13 protein-coding genes and 5 tRNA genes are annotated in these 18,147 nt (G+C 71.7%); 10 read left to right on the plus strand and 8 right to left on the minus strand.

Annotation, left to right across the window (positions count from 1 at the left end):
• Window positions 1-293: 293 nt before the first annotated feature.
• The 5 genes from Sdagh_RS20445 to Sdagh_RS20465 all read right to left on the minus strand — a co-directional run bounded on the left by Sdagh_RS20445 (window position 294) and on the right by Sdagh_RS20465 (window position 5,707).
• Window positions 294-366, minus strand: a tRNA-Lys gene (locus Sdagh_RS20445).
• A 99-nt stretch (window positions 367-465) separates the two neighbouring features.
• Window positions 466-2,022: an amino acid permease gene (locus tag Sdagh_RS20450; protein ID WP_189417155.1), complete on the minus strand. Its 1,557-nt coding sequence runs from the start codon at window positions 2,020-2,022 to the stop codon at window positions 466-468.
• Between the two features lie 128 nt (window positions 2,023-2,150).
• Window positions 2,151-4,463, minus strand: a complete 2,313-nt coding sequence (locus tag Sdagh_RS20455) for a DEAD/DEAH box helicase (protein ID WP_190076880.1) — start codon at window positions 4,461-4,463, stop codon at window positions 2,151-2,153.
• A gap of 243 nt (window positions 4,464-4,706) precedes the next feature.
• Complete coding sequence (locus Sdagh_RS20460) at window positions 4,707-5,264, minus strand: hypothetical protein (protein ID WP_190076881.1); 558 nt, start codon at window positions 5,262-5,264, stop codon at window positions 4,707-4,709.
• A gap of 92 nt (window positions 5,265-5,356) precedes the next feature.
• Window positions 5,357-5,707: a metallopeptidase family protein gene (locus tag Sdagh_RS20465; RefSeq protein WP_189417147.1), complete on the minus strand. Its 351-nt coding sequence runs from the start codon at window positions 5,705-5,707 to the stop codon at window positions 5,357-5,359.
• Between the two features lie 95 nt (window positions 5,708-5,802).
• Here Sdagh_RS20465 and Sdagh_RS20470 point away from each other — a divergent pair, with 95 nt between their 5' ends.
• The 8 genes from Sdagh_RS20470 to Sdagh_RS20505 all read left to right on the plus strand — a co-directional run bounded on the left by Sdagh_RS20470 (window position 5,803) and on the right by Sdagh_RS20505 (window position 12,976).
• A complete protein-coding gene (locus Sdagh_RS20470; RefSeq protein WP_190076882.1) occupies window positions 5,803-7,347 on the plus strand; it encodes a metallophosphoesterase family protein in 1,545 nt (514 codons plus the stop codon).
• An 80-nt stretch (window positions 7,348-7,427) separates the two neighbouring features.
• Window positions 7,428-7,500 (plus strand) — tRNA-Glu (locus tag Sdagh_RS20475).
• Window positions 7,501-7,536: 36 nt separating this feature from the next.
• Window positions 7,537-7,611: transfer RNA gene (locus Sdagh_RS20480), tRNA-Asp, on the plus strand.
• 30 nt (window positions 7,612-7,641) lie between these two features.
• A tRNA-Phe gene (locus Sdagh_RS20485) sits at window positions 7,642-7,715 on the plus strand.
• A gap of 251 nt (window positions 7,716-7,966) precedes the next feature.
• A complete protein-coding gene (locus Sdagh_RS20490) occupies window positions 7,967-8,467 on the plus strand; it encodes a histone deacetylase (protein WP_372478458.1) in 501 nt (166 codons plus the stop codon).
• 55 nt (window positions 8,468-8,522) lie between these two features.
• Window positions 8,523-12,491 (plus strand): ATP-dependent RNA helicase HrpA, encoded by a 3,969-nt coding sequence (hrpA, locus tag Sdagh_RS20495; protein WP_189417138.1) that lies wholly within the window; start codon window positions 8,523-8,525, stop codon window positions 12,489-12,491.
• 95 nt (window positions 12,492-12,586) lie between these two features.
• Window positions 12,587-12,661, plus strand: a tRNA-Asp gene (locus Sdagh_RS20500).
• A gap of 120 nt (window positions 12,662-12,781) precedes the next feature.
• Entirely contained in the window at window positions 12,782-12,976 is a 195-nt protein-coding gene (locus Sdagh_RS20505) for a DUF6274 family protein (RefSeq protein ID WP_189417136.1), read from the plus strand.
• A 484-nt stretch (window positions 12,977-13,460) separates the two neighbouring features.
• Here the strand turns inward: Sdagh_RS20505 and bldC are convergent, their stop codons facing one another.
• On the minus strand, window positions 13,461-13,667 hold the full coding sequence (gene bldC / locus Sdagh_RS20510; protein WP_003949541.1) for a developmental transcriptional regulator BldC: 207 nt from the start codon (window positions 13,665-13,667) through the stop codon (window positions 13,461-13,463).
• A gap of 533 nt (window positions 13,668-14,200) precedes the next feature.
• On the minus strand, window positions 14,201-15,049 hold the full coding sequence (locus Sdagh_RS20515) for a DUF8083 family protein (RefSeq protein WP_189417134.1): 849 nt from the start codon (window positions 15,047-15,049) through the stop codon (window positions 14,201-14,203).
• A gap of 245 nt (window positions 15,050-15,294) precedes the next feature.
• Between Sdagh_RS20515 and Sdagh_RS20520 the strand changes: the two genes are divergently transcribed.
• Window positions 15,295-16,389, plus strand: coding sequence for a Leu/Phe/Val dehydrogenase (locus tag Sdagh_RS20520; protein ID WP_190076883.1), 1,095 nt, complete (start codon window positions 15,295-15,297; stop codon window positions 16,387-16,389).
• 298 nt (window positions 16,390-16,687) lie between these two features.
• Window positions 16,688-16,945, plus strand: coding sequence for a DUF3073 domain-containing protein (locus Sdagh_RS20525; RefSeq protein ID WP_189417130.1), 258 nt, complete (start codon window positions 16,688-16,690; stop codon window positions 16,943-16,945).
• A 121-nt stretch (window positions 16,946-17,066) separates the two neighbouring features.
• Here Sdagh_RS20525 and purM read toward each other — a convergent pair whose 3' ends face one another.
• Entirely contained in the window at window positions 17,067-18,137 is a 1,071-nt protein-coding gene (purM, locus tag Sdagh_RS20530) for a phosphoribosylformylglycinamidine cyclo-ligase (protein WP_189417128.1), read from the minus strand.
• Window positions 18,138-18,147: the final 10 nt, after the last annotated feature.

Raw genomic sequence — 18,147 nt, forward strand, 5'->3', positions numbered from 1 at the left:
GTTCCGCCTAAACCTGATCCGGCGAACACAGCTATTCGCTCGACCCGAGACACGAGACCCGTCACCCCGAGGCGCCCCGCCCCCCGAGGCGCCCCGCCCCCGAGAAGGAGCGAGCCTTCCGGAGGAGCTCCTTGGCCGCGTCGCCGTGGGCGGCACCCCCCAGCGGCGACGCCCCTCCCAGTCCGGGGGAGGAGCAGCGGGGGCGAGTCCGGCGGGGAGGAGCAGCGGGGCGCGCAGGGCCTCGGACAGACTTCGACCCCCGGTCGGACAGCTTCTGACCAGGGGTCGCGCGGTAGGCCCTGTGGGACTCGAACCCACAACCAATGGATTAAAAGTCCACTGCTCTGCCAATTGAGCTAAGGGCCCAGGGCGATGTCGCCCCCACGAGCATAGCCCCACGTGGCCGTGGAACCGATCGGGTATCGGGGACACGGCCGCGTCGGGGGCCTGCCGCGGGGGGAGTTGTCAGGGATCGACCGGCTCGGGGGCGCCGGCGTGGGCCGCTGTCCTGGCCCGGGTGCGGGGGTGGGCCGGGTTGAGGAACCAGTGGCGGGCCGAGGCCAGCCACCAGGTCGCCGCGAAGCCGAGGACGACCAGGACGGCGACCGGGGCGTAGTTGAAGGTCTCCCAGGTGACCGGGGAGACCTGGGGCAGCATGAAGAGGACCGTGATGACGGCGACCCAGGCCACCGCCGCCACGCCGACCGCCCGCGACCAGCGCCCCAGGTGCCACGGCCCCCGCTCGAAGGCGGCGCCCTTGCGCACCCGCAGCAGGGTCGGGACGACGTAGGCGATGTAGAGGCCGATGACGGCGATCGAGGTCACCGCCGCGTACGCCGTGACGTTGATCAGGTACGGCAGGCCGAGCGCGAGGGCCGCCAGCGCGGCGAGCCAGACGGCCGCCACCGGGGTCCGGGTGCGGGGGCTGACGGTGTGCCACACGGACGAGAAGGGCAGCGCGCCGTCCCGGGAGAAGGCGTAGATCATGCGGCTGTTGGCCGTCACCGAGGCCATCCCGCAGAACAACTGCGCCCCGATGACGACCAGGAGGAGCAGTTCGCCCGCCGTGGCGCCGAGGGCGTCGAGGAGGATCTGCGCGGGCGGCACGCCGGTCGGGGAGGTCAGGGCGCCCTCGTAGGACTGGATGGCGAAGGTGAAGCCGAGGAGGAGGACGAAGCCCGCGATCCAGGACGTCCAGATGGAGCGGACGATGCCCTTGGGGCCGGCGGTGGCCGCGTCCCGGGTCTCCTCCGTCATGTGGGCGGAGGCGTCGTAGCCGGTGAAGGTGTACTGGGCCATCAGCAGGCCGAGGAGGACGACGTACGGGCCGCTGCTCCAGCCGGTGTTGTTGACGAACTCGCCGAAGACGAAGGACGCCGGCCGATGGCGGTCCGGGGTGAAGGTGAGCGCGCCGACGATCACCGCCACGCCGGCCACGTGCCACCACACGCTGACGCTGTTGAGCAGGCCGACGACCCGGACGCCGAAGGTGTTCAGCAGGCCGTGCAGGATCAGGATGGCGGCGAAGAGGAGCATCGTGCGGCCGGGGGTGACCCCGAAGCCGAACTGGAGGTTGAGGTACGCCCCGAGGAACGAGGCCGCGCCGAAGTCGATGCCCGCGGTCACCGCGACCTGGCCGAGCACGTTGAACCAGCCGGTGAACCACGCCCAGGCGGCGGCCGAGCGCGGGGGCGCGAGGCGGTGGGCCCAGAAGTACAGCCCCGCCGAGGTCGGGTACGCCGAGCAGATCTCGGCCATCGCCAGGCCCACGAGCAGGGTCATCAGACCGACGCCGACCCAGCCCCAGGTGATGACGGCGGGGCCGCCGGTGTTCATGCCGAAGAGGTAGAGGGTCAGGCAGCCGGAGAGGACCGAGATGATCGTGAAGGAGACCGCGTAGTTGGAGAACGCCGACATGCGCCGGGCCAGGACCTGGGTGTAGCCGAGCTGAGCCAGCCGTTCCTCGTCGGACTGCGGTGCGGTCGGGCCGGCCGGGCCGTTCGCTCTGGCGTCATCTGTCATGTCCCCAGCGATTCCCAGCCATCGAGGGTGACATGCCCCACAGGGAGACGGGACACGCGTACGAAACGCCGTGGCCCCCACCGGTGTCGGTGGGGGCCACGGCGTTCACTCAGGCGCTGCGGGCGGGGTCAGCCGTTGCGCTTCCAGCGCGGCTTGTCCTCGCGGCGGCCGAAGGAACCACCACGGTGGTCGTCCCGGCGGCCGAAGGGCCGGTCGGTACCGCCCGAGCGGTAACCGGGGCGGTCGCCCTGGCGGTCACGGTTGAACGGGCGGTCGCTGCCCCGGTGGCCGGTGTGACCGGCGCGGTCGTCACGGCGGAAGCCGCCACGGTCGTCACGGCGCTCGAAGGTACGGCCACCCCGGTCGCCGCCACGGTCACCGTCGCGGCGGTCGTCCCGGCGGTCGTCGCGGCGGAAGCCGCCACGGTCGTCACGGCGCTCGAAGGTACGCCCACCGCGGTCGTCCCGGCGGTCGAAGGAGCGGTCGTCGCGGCGGAAGCCGCCACGGTCGCCGCCCCGGTCGTCGCGGCGGTCGAAGGAACGGCCGCCACGGTCGTCCCGGCGGTCGTCACGACGGAAGCCACCACGGTCACCACCACGGTCACCCCGGTCGTCGCGGCGGAAGCCGCCACGGTCGCCACCACGGTCGTCCCGGCGGTCGAAGGAGCGGTCGTCACGGCGGAAGCCGCCACGGTCGCCACCACGGTCGTCCCGGCGGTCGAAGGAACGGCCGCCACGGTCGTCCCGGCGGTCGTCACGACGGAAGCCACCACGGTCACCCCGGTCGTCGCGCCGCTCACGCCGCTCGTACGGCGCCGAGTGCGACTCGGTGCGCTCGGCCCGCTCGGTGCGGTCCGTACGCTCGGTCCGCTCCACGTCCCGCGCCGCCGGCTGCTCCGGCAGGCTGACCTCGGCCGTCCCGGCCGTCCCGGCCGTCCCGGCCGTCCCCGCCGTCTCCTCGGCCCCGGCCGTGGCCGTCGCCTCGGCGATCGCCGCCGCCGGGTCCTCGCCGCGCTCGCGGGCGACCCGGGCGACCAGCCGGTCCGCCTCCTCGCGCAGCTCGGTCGCGCGGCGCTGGGCCCGCTCCAGCTCCTTGGTGAGCGCCGCCACCTCGCGCTCGGCCTGCTGGGCGGCGTTGCCCGCCGACTCGGCCTGGACCTCGGTCATCGACCGGGCGCCGGTGATGTCGGCGACCTCCGGGTCGAACGCGGTGCCGCCCTGGATGATGTGGCGCGTGGCGTCGACGCCCGCGTCCTCCATCAGCCGGAAGATCTGCCGCCGCTGGTGGGGCAGGGAGAGGGAGACGACCGTGCCGGTGCGGCCCGCGCGGGCGGTGCGGCCGGCCCGGTGCAGGTAGTCCTTGTGGTCGCCGGCCGGGTCCACGTTGAGGACCAGGTCGATGCCGTCGACGTGGATGCCGCGCGCGGCGACGTCGGTGGCGACCAGGACGTTGACGTACCCGTCCTTGAAGTCGGCCAGCGTGCGGGTGCGGGCGCCCTGGGTCATGCCGCCGTGCAGCGCGTCGGCCTTCACCCCGGCGTCCCGCAGCTGCTCGGCGACGCGGTCGGCGCCGAGCTGGGTGCGGACGAAGATGATGGTGCGGCCCTTGCGGGAGGCGATGGCCGCGGTGACCGGCGCCTTGTCCTTGGGCTTCACGATCAGGATGTGGTGGGACATCGTGGTGACGGCGCCCTGGGCGGCGTCGACCTCGTGGAGGGCCGGGTCCTTCAGGTACCGGTCGACGAGGGTCTTGATCTCGTTCTCCATCGTGGCGGAGAACAGCATGCGCTGACCGCCCGAGGGGACCTGGTCGAGCAGTTCGGTGACCTCGGGCAGGAAGCCCAGGTCGGACATCTGGTCGGCCTCGTCGAGGACGGTGATCTTCACGTCCTCCAGCGAGCAGGCGCCGCGGTTGATGATGTCGCGCAGCCGGCCCGGCGTGGCGACGAGGACGTCGACGCCCTTCTCCAGGGCGTAGATCTGGTTGCCCATGGAGGTGCCGCCGCAGACGACCTTCATCTTCAGGCCGAGGACGTCGCCGTACGGCTGGAGCGCGTCGGCCACCTGCATGGCCAGCTCGCGGGTCGGGGTGAGGATGACCGCGCGCGGCTTGTGCTTCTCGGTGCGGCCGCCGGCCAGCGTGGCCAGGGTCGGCAGACCGAAGGAGAGGGTCTTGCCGGAGCCGGTGCGGCCCCGGCCGAGGATGTCCTTGCCGGCCAGGGCGTCCGGGATGGTCGCGGCCTGGATCGGGAAGGGGGAGGTCACGCCGTTCTGCGCGAGCTTGCGCACGACGCCCTCGGGCAGACCGAGGCCCGCGAAGGTGACCTCGGGAGCCTCGGCGGTCTCGACGGCCTCGGGAGCCTCGGTGACCTCGACGGCCTCGGGGGTGGTGTCCTCGGTGCTCTCGGGCACGACGACGTGATCAGTACTGGCGATGGACATGCGAATGCGAAACCTTCCGGAGTCTCGTCGGCACGCGCCCGTCAACTCCGTGATTCGCGATTCGCAATACGACCGCCTCAATGCGGTCCACCACGGCAAGGGAGAGAGTACGCGCCACACGGCGCGCTCTGCGTTGGCGCCGGGCAAATGGGATCAAACGATCTACCACCATACGCACCCCACACCCCCTAAGGCAAACCGAGCCCCGCACACCCACGCTGACCAGCCCTTTCGTCCACGCGGTCAGGCCGGTACGCCCGCCCGGGGCGCCGGTTCCCGCTGCTCCAGCTGCGGGCCGGGCGGCTCGTGCGCCGAGGACGACGGCTCGGCGACGGTCGGCTCCGGCGTCGGGGGGGCCGGCGGTTCCCTGGTCGGCTCAGGCTCCGGTTCGGCCGTCCGGCTGGGCTCCGGATCGGCGGTCCGCGGCGGCGGCGGGCCGCCCGGCTCGCCGCGCGCGGGGGCGGAGCCGCCGCCCGGCGCCGACGGCTCCGCGCCGGCCTCCGTGCGCTTCCCCCGGTCCTCGCCCTTGCCGTCCTCGCGCCCGCCGTCCTTGCCGTCCCGGTCCTTGCCCTTGCGCTTGCCCTTGCCGTGCCCGGGCCGGCCGTCGCCCGCCGCCGCGCCGATCCCGGTGCCCGCGCCCGGGGCCGCCGGGCCGCCGCCGGGCACGCCGCGCTCCGCCGCGGAGTGCGGGGGCCCGCCGCTCCCGTCCGGTTCACCCTCGCCCACGCTCACGCAGCCTGCGGCGGCGGCGACGGCCACCACCGCGGCCGCCAGACGGACGGGTACGTACAAGGGGCGCACGGGCAGCCACCTCCGGGGCGTCAAGGAGTCGACGTGCCCAACTCCCGGCGCCCGCAGGAGGACACGCGCCCCCGCCGTACCGACCGGGTCCGTCACCCGTACCCGAGGGCGTGCAGCCGCTCGTCGTCGATGCCGAAGTGGTGCGCGATCTCGTGGACGACGGTCACCTCGGTCTCCGCGACCACGTCCTCCCGCGTCTCGCACATCCGCAGCGTCGGCCCCCGGTAGACCGTGATCCGGTCCGGCAGCACCCCCGCGTACCACTCCCCCCGCTCGGTCAGCGGCGTCCCCTCGTAGAGGCCGAGCAGCTCGGGATCGTCCGCCGGCGGCTCGTCCTCCACGAACACCGCGACGTTGTCCATCAGCCGCGTCAGCTCCGGCGGAATCCGGTCCAGCGCCTCGGCGACCAGTTCCTCGAACTCCTCGCGCGTCATCTCCAGCACAGGCCCATTGTCCGGTACGGCTGTCGCGTACGACACAGCCGCGCGGGCACCGCCGCGCCCGCATGGCACCCGGCCGACATGGGCATACGCGACGAATGGCCCGCGTCACCACCGCAGTCCGGCACGCCGTCCGCCGCCTCCGCCGCCCGTCCCGCGCCCGCACCCACCGCCGGCCCCCGACCGTGGCACTGATATCCGGGCCGCACCCCTGGACCCGCGCCCTGGGCCTGGTCGTCGTCGTGCTGCTCGGCGCGTGGCTCGGCCTGCTGGTCGTCGGCGACGTCCGCGCCCCCGTCGGCCCCGTGAACACGACGATGACCCTGCGCCCCTCCCTCACCGGCGGCACCAAGATCAACATCTCGCCGCTGGGCGCCCTGGAACTGGACAGCCACGTCGCCCCGGTCCGCCTGGACGTCAACGTCGACCAGCTCGACCCCGGCCGCGCCCAGGCCCTGGTCGACCACCCGGAACGCCTCTCCGGCCTCCAGGACGAGGTGACCGGCGACGTCGCGCGCGGCACCCTCGACCTGGCCGTGCGCTCCGGCGTCGCCGTCGTCTCCGGCGCCACCGCGCTCGGCCTCGCCGTCTACCGCCGCCCCCGCCGCGCCCTGGCCGCCGGCGGCCTCGCCCTGGCCCTCCTGGCCGCCTCCGGCGGCACGGCGTACGCGACCTGGAAGCCGGACTCCGTCCTGGAGCCGAAGTTCTCCGGCCTGCTCTCCTCCGCCCCCTCCCTGGTCGGCGACGCGCGCTCGATCGTCACCGAGTTCGACGTCTACCAGCGGGAACTGGCCCGCCTGGTCACGAACGTCACCAAGCTCTACGACGCCACCTCGACGCTCCCCGCCTACCAGCCGGACCCCAGCACGATCCGCGTCCTGCACGTCTCCGACATCCACCTCAACCCGGCGAGCTGGAAGATCATCGCCTCGCTGGTGGAGCAGTACGAGGTGAACGTGATCGTCGACACCGGCGACACGATGGACCACGGCACGGCCGCGGAGAACGGCTTCCTGGACCCGATCGAGGACCTCGGCGCCCCGTACGTCTGGGTCCGCGGCAACCACGACTCGACGGCGACCCAGCGCCACCTGGAGGGCATGGAGAACGTCCACGTACTGGACGACGGCAAGGCCCGCACCGTGGCCGGCCTGCGCTTCGCGGGCATCGGCGACCCGCAGTTCACCCCGGACCGCGACGCGCGGCCGGGCGCGGAGGCATCCCAGGAACTGGCCGGCGCCCGGCTCGCCTCCGCCCTGCGGGACCAGAGCACGGCGGGCACCCCGGTGGACGTCGCCCTCGCCCACGAACCGTCCGCCGCCCGCGAGGTGGACGGCGCGGTGCCGCTGGTGCTGGCCGGGCACGTACACCACGAGGAGATGGAGGTCATGAAGTACGGCACCCGGCTGCGGATCGAGGGCTCGACGGGCGGCAGCGGCCTGCGCGCGGTCGAGGGCAGGCACCCCGACCCGATCCAGGCGTCGATCCTCTACTTCGACCGGGACAGCCGCCGCCTCCAGGCGTGGGACGAGATCGAACTGGGCGGGCTGGGCCTGTCCACGGCCGAGGTCAGCCGCCACCTCCCCAAGGAGAACCAGCCCGGCGCCTCCCCCTCGCCCACCGCCGGGACCCCCTCCCCGTAAACCGTTTTGGCGATAGCTCCCGCCATCCCATATGCTTCTCACGTCCCCGACGCGCTGAGAAGCGCCCAGGCGGGCCGATAGCCCTCATCGTCTAGCGGCCTAGGACGCCGCCCTTTCAAGGCGGTAGCACGGGTTCGAATCCCGTTGGGGGCACGCAAGATCGTGTGCGACACTGTCGTACACACGCTTGGTCCTGTGGAGCAGTTTGGAGTGCTCGCCACCCTGTCAAGGTGGAGGCCGCGGGTTCAAATCCCGTCAGGACCGCTGAGGTACACGTTTCACGTGAAACCTCGTGGCTGGGTAGCTCAGTTGGTACGAGCGTCCGCCTGAAAAGCGGAAGGTCGCCGGTTCGACCCCGGCCCCAGCCACCGCCGCCCCGACCAGGGCACGAGCCCCTCTCCCCGCACTACGGGAGAGGGGCTCTCTCGTGTGGGTACGTGTACCGCATGGTCACCGCCCCGCGCCGCATCGACCCCGTGCTGCCGGGCGACCGGCGGCCGGGGCTGGTCTGGTACACGTCGTACGGTCCAACACGCATCTCGGCCGGCTTGCCGCGTACCTCCGGGGCGGCCGGCCGGCCGGGGCCCGGCGGAGGTATCCGGGGTGCCGGGACCGGACGATGCCCGCGCGGTCGCTGCCCGTCGAGCTGGACGGGGCGATGTACTTCGCCACCAGGTCACCGGTGTGGCAGGGCGGCCGGGCCTTCTACGACCCGGGAGCGGACGGGCGGGTGCTGGCGCGGGCGCACCTCGTCACCGCCGGGCAGTTCGCCGACATCGCCGCCCAGGAGATGTACCGGGAGCCCGGCGGGGACGGGTTCGACCTGACGGACGTCCTGACGCGGGGGCGGGCCGTGCTCGGGGGCGGGCGGTACGAGACGCTGGTCTGCGCCGGGCAGCTCGACGGGCTGCCGGCCCTGACCTTCACCGCCCCGTGGGGCATGCACGACGTGCCGTGGGTCGCGCCCTCCCTCCCCTATGTACGGTTCCTGGCCGCCGGGCTGCTGTCCGCCGGGGCGTGGGACCTGACCGCGGTCGCCGGGTACGTCGCCGCCTGCCCCGGCGCCGCCGGCCACTGGTCGGCCGGTGACCTCACCGCGCTGCTGGGGCGGAACGGATGAGGCACGGCAAAAGCGTTCGCCACTCTTTTCGCCGGGATGAGATCCTGGAGTCCGTATGTCTACGCACCCCGCCCCCGCCCTCGGCGCCCTCGCCCCCCGTCTGACCGAGCTGTCGCTGCGTGACGCGCACCGGCTCGGGCGCAGGCTGGAAGGCGCGCGGAAGATCCGCAAGCCGGAGGCCCGCGCCGCCGTCCTCGCCGAGATCGAGACGGAGGTCGACCGGGCCGAACAGCGCATCGCCACGCGCCGCGCCCACCTGCCCGTCGTCACCTATCCCGAGCAGCTGCCCGTCAGCCAGAAACGGGACGAGATCGCCGACGCCATCCGCGACCACCAGGTCGTCATCGTCGCCGGTGAGACCGGGTCCGGGAAGACGACCCAGATCCCCAAGATCTGCCTCGACCTCGGCCGCGGCGTCCGGGGCATGATCGGGCACACCCAGCCCCGCCGGATCGCCGCCCGGACCGTCGCCGAGCGGGTCGCCGACGAGCTGGACACGCCGCTCGGCGAGGCCGTCGGCTGGAAGGTGCGCTTCACCGACCAGGTGAACCCGGACGCCACCTTCGTGAAGCTGATGACGGACGGCATCCTGCTCGCCGAGATCCAGACCGACCGCGAGCTGCGCGCCTACGACACGATCATCATCGACGAGGCCCACGAGCGGTCCCTCAACATCGACTTCCTGCTGGGCTACCTGGCGCAGCTCCTGCCCCGGCGGCCCGACCTCAAGGTCGTCATCACCTCCGCGACCATCGACCCGGAGCGCTTCTCCCGGCACTTCGGGGACGCCCCGATCATCGAGGTCAGCGGGCGGACGTATCCGGTGGAGGTCCGCTACCGGCCGTTGCTGGAGGAGGACTCCGAGGACGCCGACCGGGACCAGATCACCGCGATCACCGACGCCGTCGAGGAGCTGATGGCGGAGGGCAAGGGCGACATCCTCGTCTTCCTCTCCGGGGAGCGGGAGATCCGGGACACCGCCGACGCGCTGGAGAAGAAGAAGTACCGGTTCACCGAGGTACTGCCGTTGTACGCGCGGCTCTCGCACGCCGAGCAGCACCGCGTCTTCCAGCCGCACACCGGACGCAGGATCGTGCTGGCGACCAACGTGGCCGAGACGTCCCTGACCGTCCCCGGCATCAAGTACGTGATCGACCCCGGTTTCGCCCGGATCTCCCGCTACAGCCACCGCACCAAGGTCCAGCGGCTGCCCATCGAGCCGATCTCGCAGGCCAGCGCCAACCAGCGCAAGGGCCGCTGCGGACGGACCAGCGACGGCATCTGCATCCGGCTCTACAGCGAGGACGACTTCCTCGCCCGGCCCGAGTTCACCGACGCCGAGATCCTCCGGACCAACCTCGCCTCCGTCATCCTCCAGATGACCGCGGCCGACCTGGGCGACATCGAGAAGTTCCCCTTCATCGACCCGCCGGACCACCGCAACATCCGCGACGGCGTGCAGCTCCTCCAGGAGCTGGGCGCCCTCGACCCGGCGCAGAAGGACCCGCGCAAGCGGCTCACCGAGACCGGGCGCAAGCTGGCGCAGCTCCCCGTCGACCCGCGGCTGGCCCGCATGGTCCTGGAGGCCGACAAGAACGGCTGTGCCCGCGAGGTCATGGTCATAGCCGCCGCGCTCTCCATCCAGGACCCGCGCGAGCGGCCGTCGGACAAGCAGACCCAGGCCGACCAGCAGCACGCCCGGTTCAAGGACGAGAGCAGTGACTTCCTCGCCTTCCTCAACCTCTGGCGGTACCTGCGCGAGCAGCAGAGGGAGCGCGGCTCCTCCTCCTTCCGCCGGATGTGCAAGCAGGAGTTCCTCAACTTCCTGCGCATCCGCGAATGGCAGGACATCTACACGCAGTTGCGCACGGTCGCCAAGCAGATGGGCATCCACCTCAACGAGGACGACGCCCCCGGCGACCGCGTCCACCAGTCCCTCCTCGCCGGGCTCCTCTCCCACGTCGGCATGAAGGACGTGAAGGACGCCGGGCGGGAGGGCGGGAAGAACACGGCCAAGAACGAGTACGTGGGCGCCCGCAACGCCAAGTTCGCGATCTTCCCCGGCTCGGCCCTCTTCAAGAAGCCGCCGCGGTTCGTGATGTCGGCGGAGCTGGTGGAGACCAGCCGGCTCTGGGCCCGGGTCAACGCCAGGATCGAGCCCGAGTGGGTCGAACCGCTCGCCGGGCACCTCCTGAAGCGGACGTACAGCGAACCGCACTGGGAGAAGGACCAGGCCGCCGTCATGGCGTACGAGAAGGTCACGCTGTACGGCGTCCCGATCGTCGCCCAGCGGAAGGTGAACTACGGCCGGATCGACCCGGAGGCCAGCCGCGAGCTGTTCATCCGCAACGCGCTGGTCGAGGGCGACTGGCGCACCCACCACAAGTTCTTCGCCGACAACCGCAGGCTCTTGACCGAGGTCGAGGAACTGGAGCACCGCGCCCGGCGCCGGGACATCCTCGTCGACGACGAGACGCTCTACGACTTCTACGACCAGCGGGTCCCCGACCATGTGGTCTCCGGCGCGCACTTCGACTCCTGGTGGAAGCGCAAGCACCGCGAGCAGCCCGACTTCCTCGACTTCGAGCGCGAGATGCTCATCAACGAGAAGGCCGGCGCGGTCACCAAGGACGACTATCCGGACTCCTGGCGGCAGGGGCCGCTGAAGTTCCGGGTGACGTACCAGTTCGAGCCGGGCGCGGACGCGGACGGCGTGACCGTGCACATCCCGCTCCAGGTCCTCAACCAGGTCACCGACGAGGGCTTCGACTGGCAGATCCCGGGCCTGAGGGACCAGGTCGTCACCGAGCTGATCCGCTCCCTGCCGAAGCCGATCCGCCGCAACTACGTGCCCGCCCCCGACTACGCCCGCAAGTTCCTGGAGCGGGCGGTGCCGTTGCAGGAACCGCTGACCACCACCATGGCGCGGGAGCTGCGGCGCATGGTCGGCGTGCCCTTCGAGGCCGAGGACTTCGACTGGGACAAGGTCCCCGACCATCTGAAGATCACCTTCCGGATCGTCGACGAACGGCGCCGGAAGCTGGCCGAGGCCAAGGACCTGGAGTCGCTCCGGCTCCAGCTCAAGCCCAAGGCGCGCAAGGCCCTCTCGCAGGCCGCCGCAGCGACGGCCGAGCGGCAGGGCGGCGAGTCCCTGGAGCGCACCGGGCTGACCGACTGGACGATCGGGACGCTCACCCGTGTCTTCGAGACCCGCCGGGCCGGCCAGCCGGTGAAGGCGTACCCGGCGCTGGTCGACGACGGGGACACCGTCTCCGTCCGCCTCTTCGACACCGAGGCCGAGCAGGCGCAGGCGATGTGGAAGGGCACCCGCCGGCTGATCCTGCGCAACATCCCGGTCAACCCCGCGAAGTTCGCGTCCGAAAAGCTCACCAACCAGCAGAAGCTGGGGCTGTCGGCGAACCCGCACGGCTCGGTCCAGGCCCTCTTCGACGACTGCGCGATGGCCGCAGCCGACAAGCTGATGGCCGACTTCGGCGGTCCGGCCTGGGACGAGGAGTCCTACCGGAAGCTGTACGACAAGGTCCGCGCGGAGATCGTCGACACGACCGTCCGCACGGTCGGGCAGGTGCAGCAGGTGCTCGCCGCCTGGGGCGCCGCCGAACGCCGTCTGAAGGCCGTACGCAGCCCCGCGCTGCTCGCCAACCTCCAGGACGTGCGCGGGCAGCTGGACGCCCTCGTGAAGCCCGGTTTCGTGACGGAGGCAGGCATCCGGCGGCTGCCCGACCTGATGCGGTACCTGATCGCGGCGGACCGGCGGCTCCAGCAGATGCCGGCCAACGTCCAGCGGGACACCACCCGCATGGAGAAGGTCCACGAGATGCGGGACGAGTACGCGTGGCTGCTGGAGCAGCTGCCGCGGGGGCGGCCGGTGCCGCGCCAGGTCCTGGACATCCGCTGGATGATCGAGGAGCTGCGGGTCAGCTACTTCGCGCACGCGCTGGGCACCGCGTACCCGGTCTCCGACAAGCGGATCGTGAAGGCGATCGACGCGGCGGCGCCGTGACGGGGCCTCCACGGAGGGTGAGTTCGACCAGGGTGCTCACCCTCCTGTACAGTTTCGTCTCGCAGCGCAAGAGCGAGTGAAGCGCCGCGAAACCTGGTCCTGTGGAGCAGTTTGGAGTGCTCGCCACCCTGTCAAGGTGGAGGCCGCGGGTTCAAATCCCGTCAGGACCGCAGTATGAAGCCCCACGTCTTATGACGTGGGGCTTTTTCGTGCCGGTCTTGACGCCGTCACCTTCGCTGAGTACCCCGGACGCAGGGGCCCCTTCCCGTGCGGGCCGGCGGAGGTGGCACATGGCGGCATCGACGAGGCACGAGACCCGGGCGTTGCTCCGCGCGCACCTGGCGGCCGCGTCCTCCTACGGCCATCTGACGCGCCACTGCCCCGTCTGCCACCGTCTGCTGCGGCTGGCCATGGATTCCGTCCCGCAGCCGCCGACAGGCCGTCAGGAGGCCGCGGAGGGCCGACGCGCCACCGAGGACGCGTGAGCCGCCGCCGGCGTCAACACCCGTACGCGCGGGGGGCGATGGGAAGCGGCCCTTCCTCTAGCGCACCGGTGCCGTGGCCAACAACCCACCCGGCGTGTGACGGGTGTCACCGCACTCATTTTTGAAAAGGGGGCACTTACACCTCCCCTACAACTAGTCAATTTAATATGTGCAATTGTACCGACCTGGGCACTGCCCCCCAGGCGGTCTTCACAGCCGACCCGGCAGCCCTCCCCAGACTCCGACAAGGCCGCGCACAGACCGCGCGCACGACCTGTCACCGGGCACAAAAAAATCGCGCTGGACCCGGCGGAGTCCAGCGCGATCGACGACGCACCCTGTCAGTTGCCTGAGATGCCTGTGGAGCTGTGAACGGCGTGGGCGTGGGGCCTGTTGGGGCAGATCCCCGCGTCGCTTGGAGCTGTGGGTTCCGGACGCCGCGGCGGGTTGGGGGACCTGCCGTTCTGTCCGGTCATGCGGTGTTTCAGGCCTCGCTGCGCTGCTGCGGAATACCCGCGAGCAGTGCGCGCACCTCGGCCTCACGGTAACGGCGGTGCCCGCCGAGCGTGCGGATCGACGTGAGCTTGCCGGCCTTCGCCCAGCGCGTGACCGTCTTCGGGTCGACGCGGAACATGGTCGCGACCTCGGCGGGGGTCAGCAGCGGCTCGGCATCAGGGGTGCGAGCGGTCATGAGCGGCCTCCTCGGGAGAACCGAACCTTCTCGGTTCTTTCCTCTAAATTCTGCACCTTGACCCGCGTTGCCCGAAATGGCGGACGCGAGTCGAGTCGGTTATAGGACGAACGGCTTGTCCTCGGCACTACAACTACACCATCTGTCCAGCCGCGTCGGCCAAACCGATGGAATTGCCCTCCCAGGTGTCCATCAGCGACGGAAGCCGATGGACCATGCCATAGCGGACAGTCACGCCGGTGTGACGATCAGTCACACCGGCGATCAGGGGTCACGGGACCCCCCAAAGCACGCATTGCCGAGAATCCGCCCACAGTGCACCACAGTAGGACGGAAGGAGCCCTCCCCGGACTCCTTGTCCTATTTTGGCACGAGGAGGGGCAAGCGGCGCAAGGGCGGTGTACGTGCGGTCCGTCACGCTTGAGTCATACGCCCGGATCGGGACTTACGTCCCCCACCGAGGCGACAGCGGGAAGAACCGGGAATCCCCCGGAGCGAGTGACGAAACCCCAAAACGGGCGTCACGTCAAACGTCAGTTCGCCGACCGCCGGTCCCGGACCGCCCGCCACCGCTCCACGAGCCGCCCGTACGCCGCCCCCGCGGCGGCCCCGTCGCCGTGCCGCAGGGCGTCGATGCCCTCGGCCACGTCCGCCGCGGAATGGTCGTCCTCCAGCGCGCCGGCCGGGACGGTGTGCACCAGGCCCCCGTAGTCCAGCTCGACCACCGAGCGCGGGTGGAACTCCTCCAGCCAGCGGCCCACGTCCACCAGGCCGTCGATCAGCGGCCCCTCGTCCATGGCCTCGCGCAGCGCCCGCAGCCCCCGCGCCACCCGGCGCCGGGCCTGCACCATCGGCGTGCGGTAGCGCAGCACCGGCGCCGCCCCGCGCGGGTCGCCGCCCGTGTCGTACTCCCGCTCCTCGTCGGAGACGAGCACGAACCAGTTGATCGGCACCTGCCAGGTCGCCGTGCGGATCCAGGGGCGGGCGTCGGGGTGGTCCGCCAGCCAGCGTTCGTAGTCCTGGGCCGCCTGGCGGCGCAGGACCGGGGGCAGCAGGGCGTCCACGACCGGCTCCGGGAAGTCCTCGGGCAGCTCCTGAAGCGCCTGCCAGCCGCGCAGCCGGGTCCGCCAGGGGCAGACGCGGACCACGCCGTCGGACTCCAGCACGAACGCGTCCCCGCTCTCGTGCACCGGGACCGGCACCGGCGGGCTCGGCAGCAGGTCGGCCAGGGACCGGCGCAGCTCGTCCTGGTACGAGGGCAGGTCGGTCCGGCGGGCGTAGCGGGTCCAGTGGCCGCGCTCCGGCTCGGGAAAGGCCGCCAGCGGCTCGTACACGCGCAAGTACGCGGCGTACGGGACGATCAGCGAGGACACCTTGGGCACGCCTGCTCCCTCCCCCGCGCACCGCCGGGAAAACCTGCCGGGCTCCCTCGCGGGGACGCCGGAACCCACCCGAATCGTGCCATGGGGTACTCCGTGCGGAGGTGATCCCCGGCACGGTGCGGCGGGCGGGGCCGGCAGGCTCTAATCTCGTCCCACGCCCCCACCGCCGTCCCTCTGCCACAAGCGTGGGGGACCCCCGCGGGGGCCGGCCATCACCCGCCGCTACTTGCCCAGGAGTCACCACAGTGACCGACGTATCCGGCGCTTCAGCTGACGTACTGCACACCCTGTACCACTCGGACCAGGGCGGTCATGAGCAGGTCGTGCTCTGCCAGGACCGCGCGAGCGGCCTCAGGGCCGTCATCGCCATCCACTCCACCGCCCTCGGACCCGCCCTCGGCGGGACGCGTTTCTACCCGTACGCCACCGAGGCCGAGGCCGTCGCCGACGCGCTGAACCTCGCCCGCGGGATGTCGTACAAGAACGCCATGGCCGGGCTCGACCACGGCGGCGGCAAGGCCGTGATCATCGGTGACCCGGAGCGGGTCAAGACCGAGGAACTGCTGCTCGCCTACGGCCGGTTCGTCGCCTCGCTCGGCGGCCGGTACGTCACCGCCTGCGACGTCGGCACGTACGTCGCGGACATGGACGTGGTGGCACGCGAGTGCCGCTGGACCACCGGCCGGTCCCCGGAGCGCGGCGGCGCCGGCGACTCCTCCGTCCTCACCGCCTTCGGCGTCTACCAGGGCATGCGGGCCGCCGCCCAGCACCTGTGGGGCGACCCCTCGCTGCGCGACCGGACGGTCGGCGTCGCGGGCGTCGGCAAGGTCGGCCGGCACCTGGTGGACCACCTGCTGGCGGAGGGCGCCCGGATCGTGATCACGGACGTGCGGGAGGACGCCGTACGGCGGATCACCGAGGCCCACCCGGCCGTCCGCGCCGTCGCCGACACCGACGCGCTGATCCGGACCGAGGGCCTGGACATCTACGCGCCCTGCGCGCTCGGCGGGGCGCTGAACGACGACAGCGTGCCGGTGCTGACGGCCAAGGTGGTCTGCGGCGCGGCCAACAACCAGCTCGCCCACCCCGGCGTCGAGAAGGACCTCGCGGACCGCGGCATCCTCTACGCGCCGGACTACGTGGTGAACGCCGGCGGGGTCATCCAGGTCGCCGACGAGCTGCGCGGCTTCGACTTCGAGCGGTGCAAGGCGAAGGCGGCACGCATCCACGACACCGCGCTGGCCATATTCGCACGTGCGAAGGAAGACGGGATTCCGCCGGCCGCCGCGGCCGACCGGATCGCCGAGCAGCGGATGGCGGAGGCCCGCGGCCGGGGCTGATCCACGAGGGCCCGCAGGGGTCCCGCGGTACCCGCCGGGGGGCAGTTGGAGAGAACTCTCACTTCTTCCGGCGGGTCGTGGCCCGATAAGTGGTTAAAATCGCCGTTGACCAGCGAGGACGGGGCGCCTCGGAGGTTGCGGTCAGGGGCACGTGCTGCGGGCGACGTACCGTATGGGCGCGGGCTCAGGTACCGTGGAAGCCCTACGGACCGGTCTCTTCGCGGAGAGCCCGTTCTGGACCATGAACGCGTGTCAAGACTCTGGGGCCGTCGAGCCCCGTCGTTGAGGGGGTCGAGCCATGGGGCGCGGCCGGGCCAAGGCCAAGCAGACGAAGGTCGCCCGCCAGCTGAAGTACAACAGCGGTGGGACTGACCTCTCACGCCTGGCCGAGGAGCTGGGCGCATCGACGTCGAATCCGCAACCGCCAAACGGCGAGCGGTTCGAGGACGATGAGCAGGACGACGACGATCTGTACTCCCGGTACGCCGACCTCTATGAGGACGACGACGAGGGGGACGAGGACGGCCAGTCCTCACCGCAGCGTCGCGGCGCTTGACCTTGTACTGAACATCTGACCGGTCGGTGGCCTCTGCCACCGGCCGGCTTCTGTGCTGTTCGACTGTTCAGGCTGTTCGGTCACCGGCCGGTTCTCACCGGCCGGTTCCCGTCGTGCCGTCTCAGGCCGTGGCGTAGTCGCCGACCAGGGCGGCTCCGCTGTCATGCGTGCCGCGCGCGGTGATCTCGCCGGCCACCCAGGCGTCCACGCCGCGGTCGGCGAGGGTCGCGAGGGCCACGTCGGTGGAGTCCTGCGGGACGATCGCCATCATGCCGACGCCCATGTTCAGCGTCTTCTCCAGCTCCAGGCGCTCGACCCGGCCCGTCCGGCCGACCAGGTCGAAGATCGCGCCCGGGGCCCAGGTGGAACGGTCCACGGTGGCGTGCAGGGTGTCGGGGACGACACGGGCCAGGTTGGCCGCCAGGCCGCCGCCGGTGATGTGGCTGAAGGCGTGCACCTCGGTGGTGCGGGTGAGGGCCAGGCAGTCCAGCGAGTAGATCTTGGTCGGCTCCAGGAGTTCCTCGCCGAGGGTGCGGCCGAGGTCGTCCAGGTGGGCGTCGAGGGCGAGACCGGCCTCGCCCAGCAGGACGTGCCGGACGAGTGAGTACCCGTTCGAGTGAAGCCCGGACGCCGCCAGGGCGATGACCGTGTCACCCTCGCGGATGCGGTCGGCGCCCAGCAGCCGGTCGGCCTCCACGACGCCCGTACCGGCGCCGGCGACGTCGAAGTCGTCCGCGCCGAGCAGGCCGGGGTGCTCGGCGGTCTCGCCGCCGACCAGGGCGCAGCCGGCCAGGACACAGCCCTCGGCGATGCCCTTGACGATCGCGGCGACCCGCTCGGGGTGGACCTTGCCGACGCAGATGTAGTCGGTCATGAACAGCGGCTCGGCGCCGCACACCACGATGTCGTCCATGACCATGGCGACCAGGTCGTGGCCGATGGTGTCGTAGACGCCCAGGCGGCGGGCGATGTCGACCTTGGTGCCGACGCCGTCGGTGGCGGAGGCGAGCAGGGGGCGCTCGTACTTCTTGAGGGCGGAGGCGTCGAAGAGGCCGGCGAAGCCGCCGAGGCCGCCGAGGACCTCGGGGCGCCGCGTCTTCCTCACCCACTCCTTCATGAGTTCGACGGCGCGGTCGCCCGCTTCGATGTCTACGCCCGCGGCCGCGTAGCTGGCACCGGTTGTGTCAGACATGACGATGAGA

The sequence above is a fragment of the Streptomyces daghestanicus genome (assembly GCF_020521275.1).
GTDB classification, from domain to species: Bacteria; Actinomycetota; Actinomycetes; order Streptomycetales; family Streptomycetaceae; genus Streptomyces; species Streptomyces griseoviridis.

Bases quoted from the DNA above. Each gene is read 5' to 3' on its own strand.
- Sdagh_RS20450 (WP_189417155.1), bottom strand. From the start codon at position 2,022: ATGACAGATGACGCCAGAGCGAACGGCCCGGCCGGCCCGACCGCACCG.
- Sdagh_RS20455 (WP_190076880.1), bottom strand. From the start codon at position 4,463: ATGTCCATCGCCAGTACTGATCACGTCGTCGTGCCCGAGAGCACCGAG.
- Sdagh_RS20470 (WP_190076882.1), top strand. From the start codon at position 5,803: ATGGCCCGCGTCACCACCGCAGTCCGGCACGCCGTCCGCCGCCTCCGC.
- Sdagh_RS20490 (WP_372478458.1), top strand. From the start codon at position 7,967: ATGCCCGCGCGGTCGCTGCCCGTCGAGCTGGACGGGGCGATGTACTTC.
- hrpA (WP_189417138.1), top strand. From the start codon at position 8,523: ATGTCTACGCACCCCGCCCCCGCCCTCGGCGCCCTCGCCCCCCGTCTG.
- Sdagh_RS20505 (WP_189417136.1), top strand. From the start codon at position 12,782: ATGGCGGCATCGACGAGGCACGAGACCCGGGCGTTGCTCCGCGCGCAC.
- bldC (WP_003949541.1), bottom strand. From the start codon at position 13,667: ATGACCGCTCGCACCCCTGATGCCGAGCCGCTGCTGACCCCCGCCGAG.
- Sdagh_RS20525 (WP_189417130.1), top strand. From the start codon at position 16,688: ATGGGGCGCGGCCGGGCCAAGGCCAAGCAGACGAAGGTCGCCCGCCAG.
- purM (WP_189417128.1), bottom strand. From the start codon at position 18,137: ATGTCTGACACAACCGGTGCCAGCTACGCGGCCGCGGGCGTAGACATC.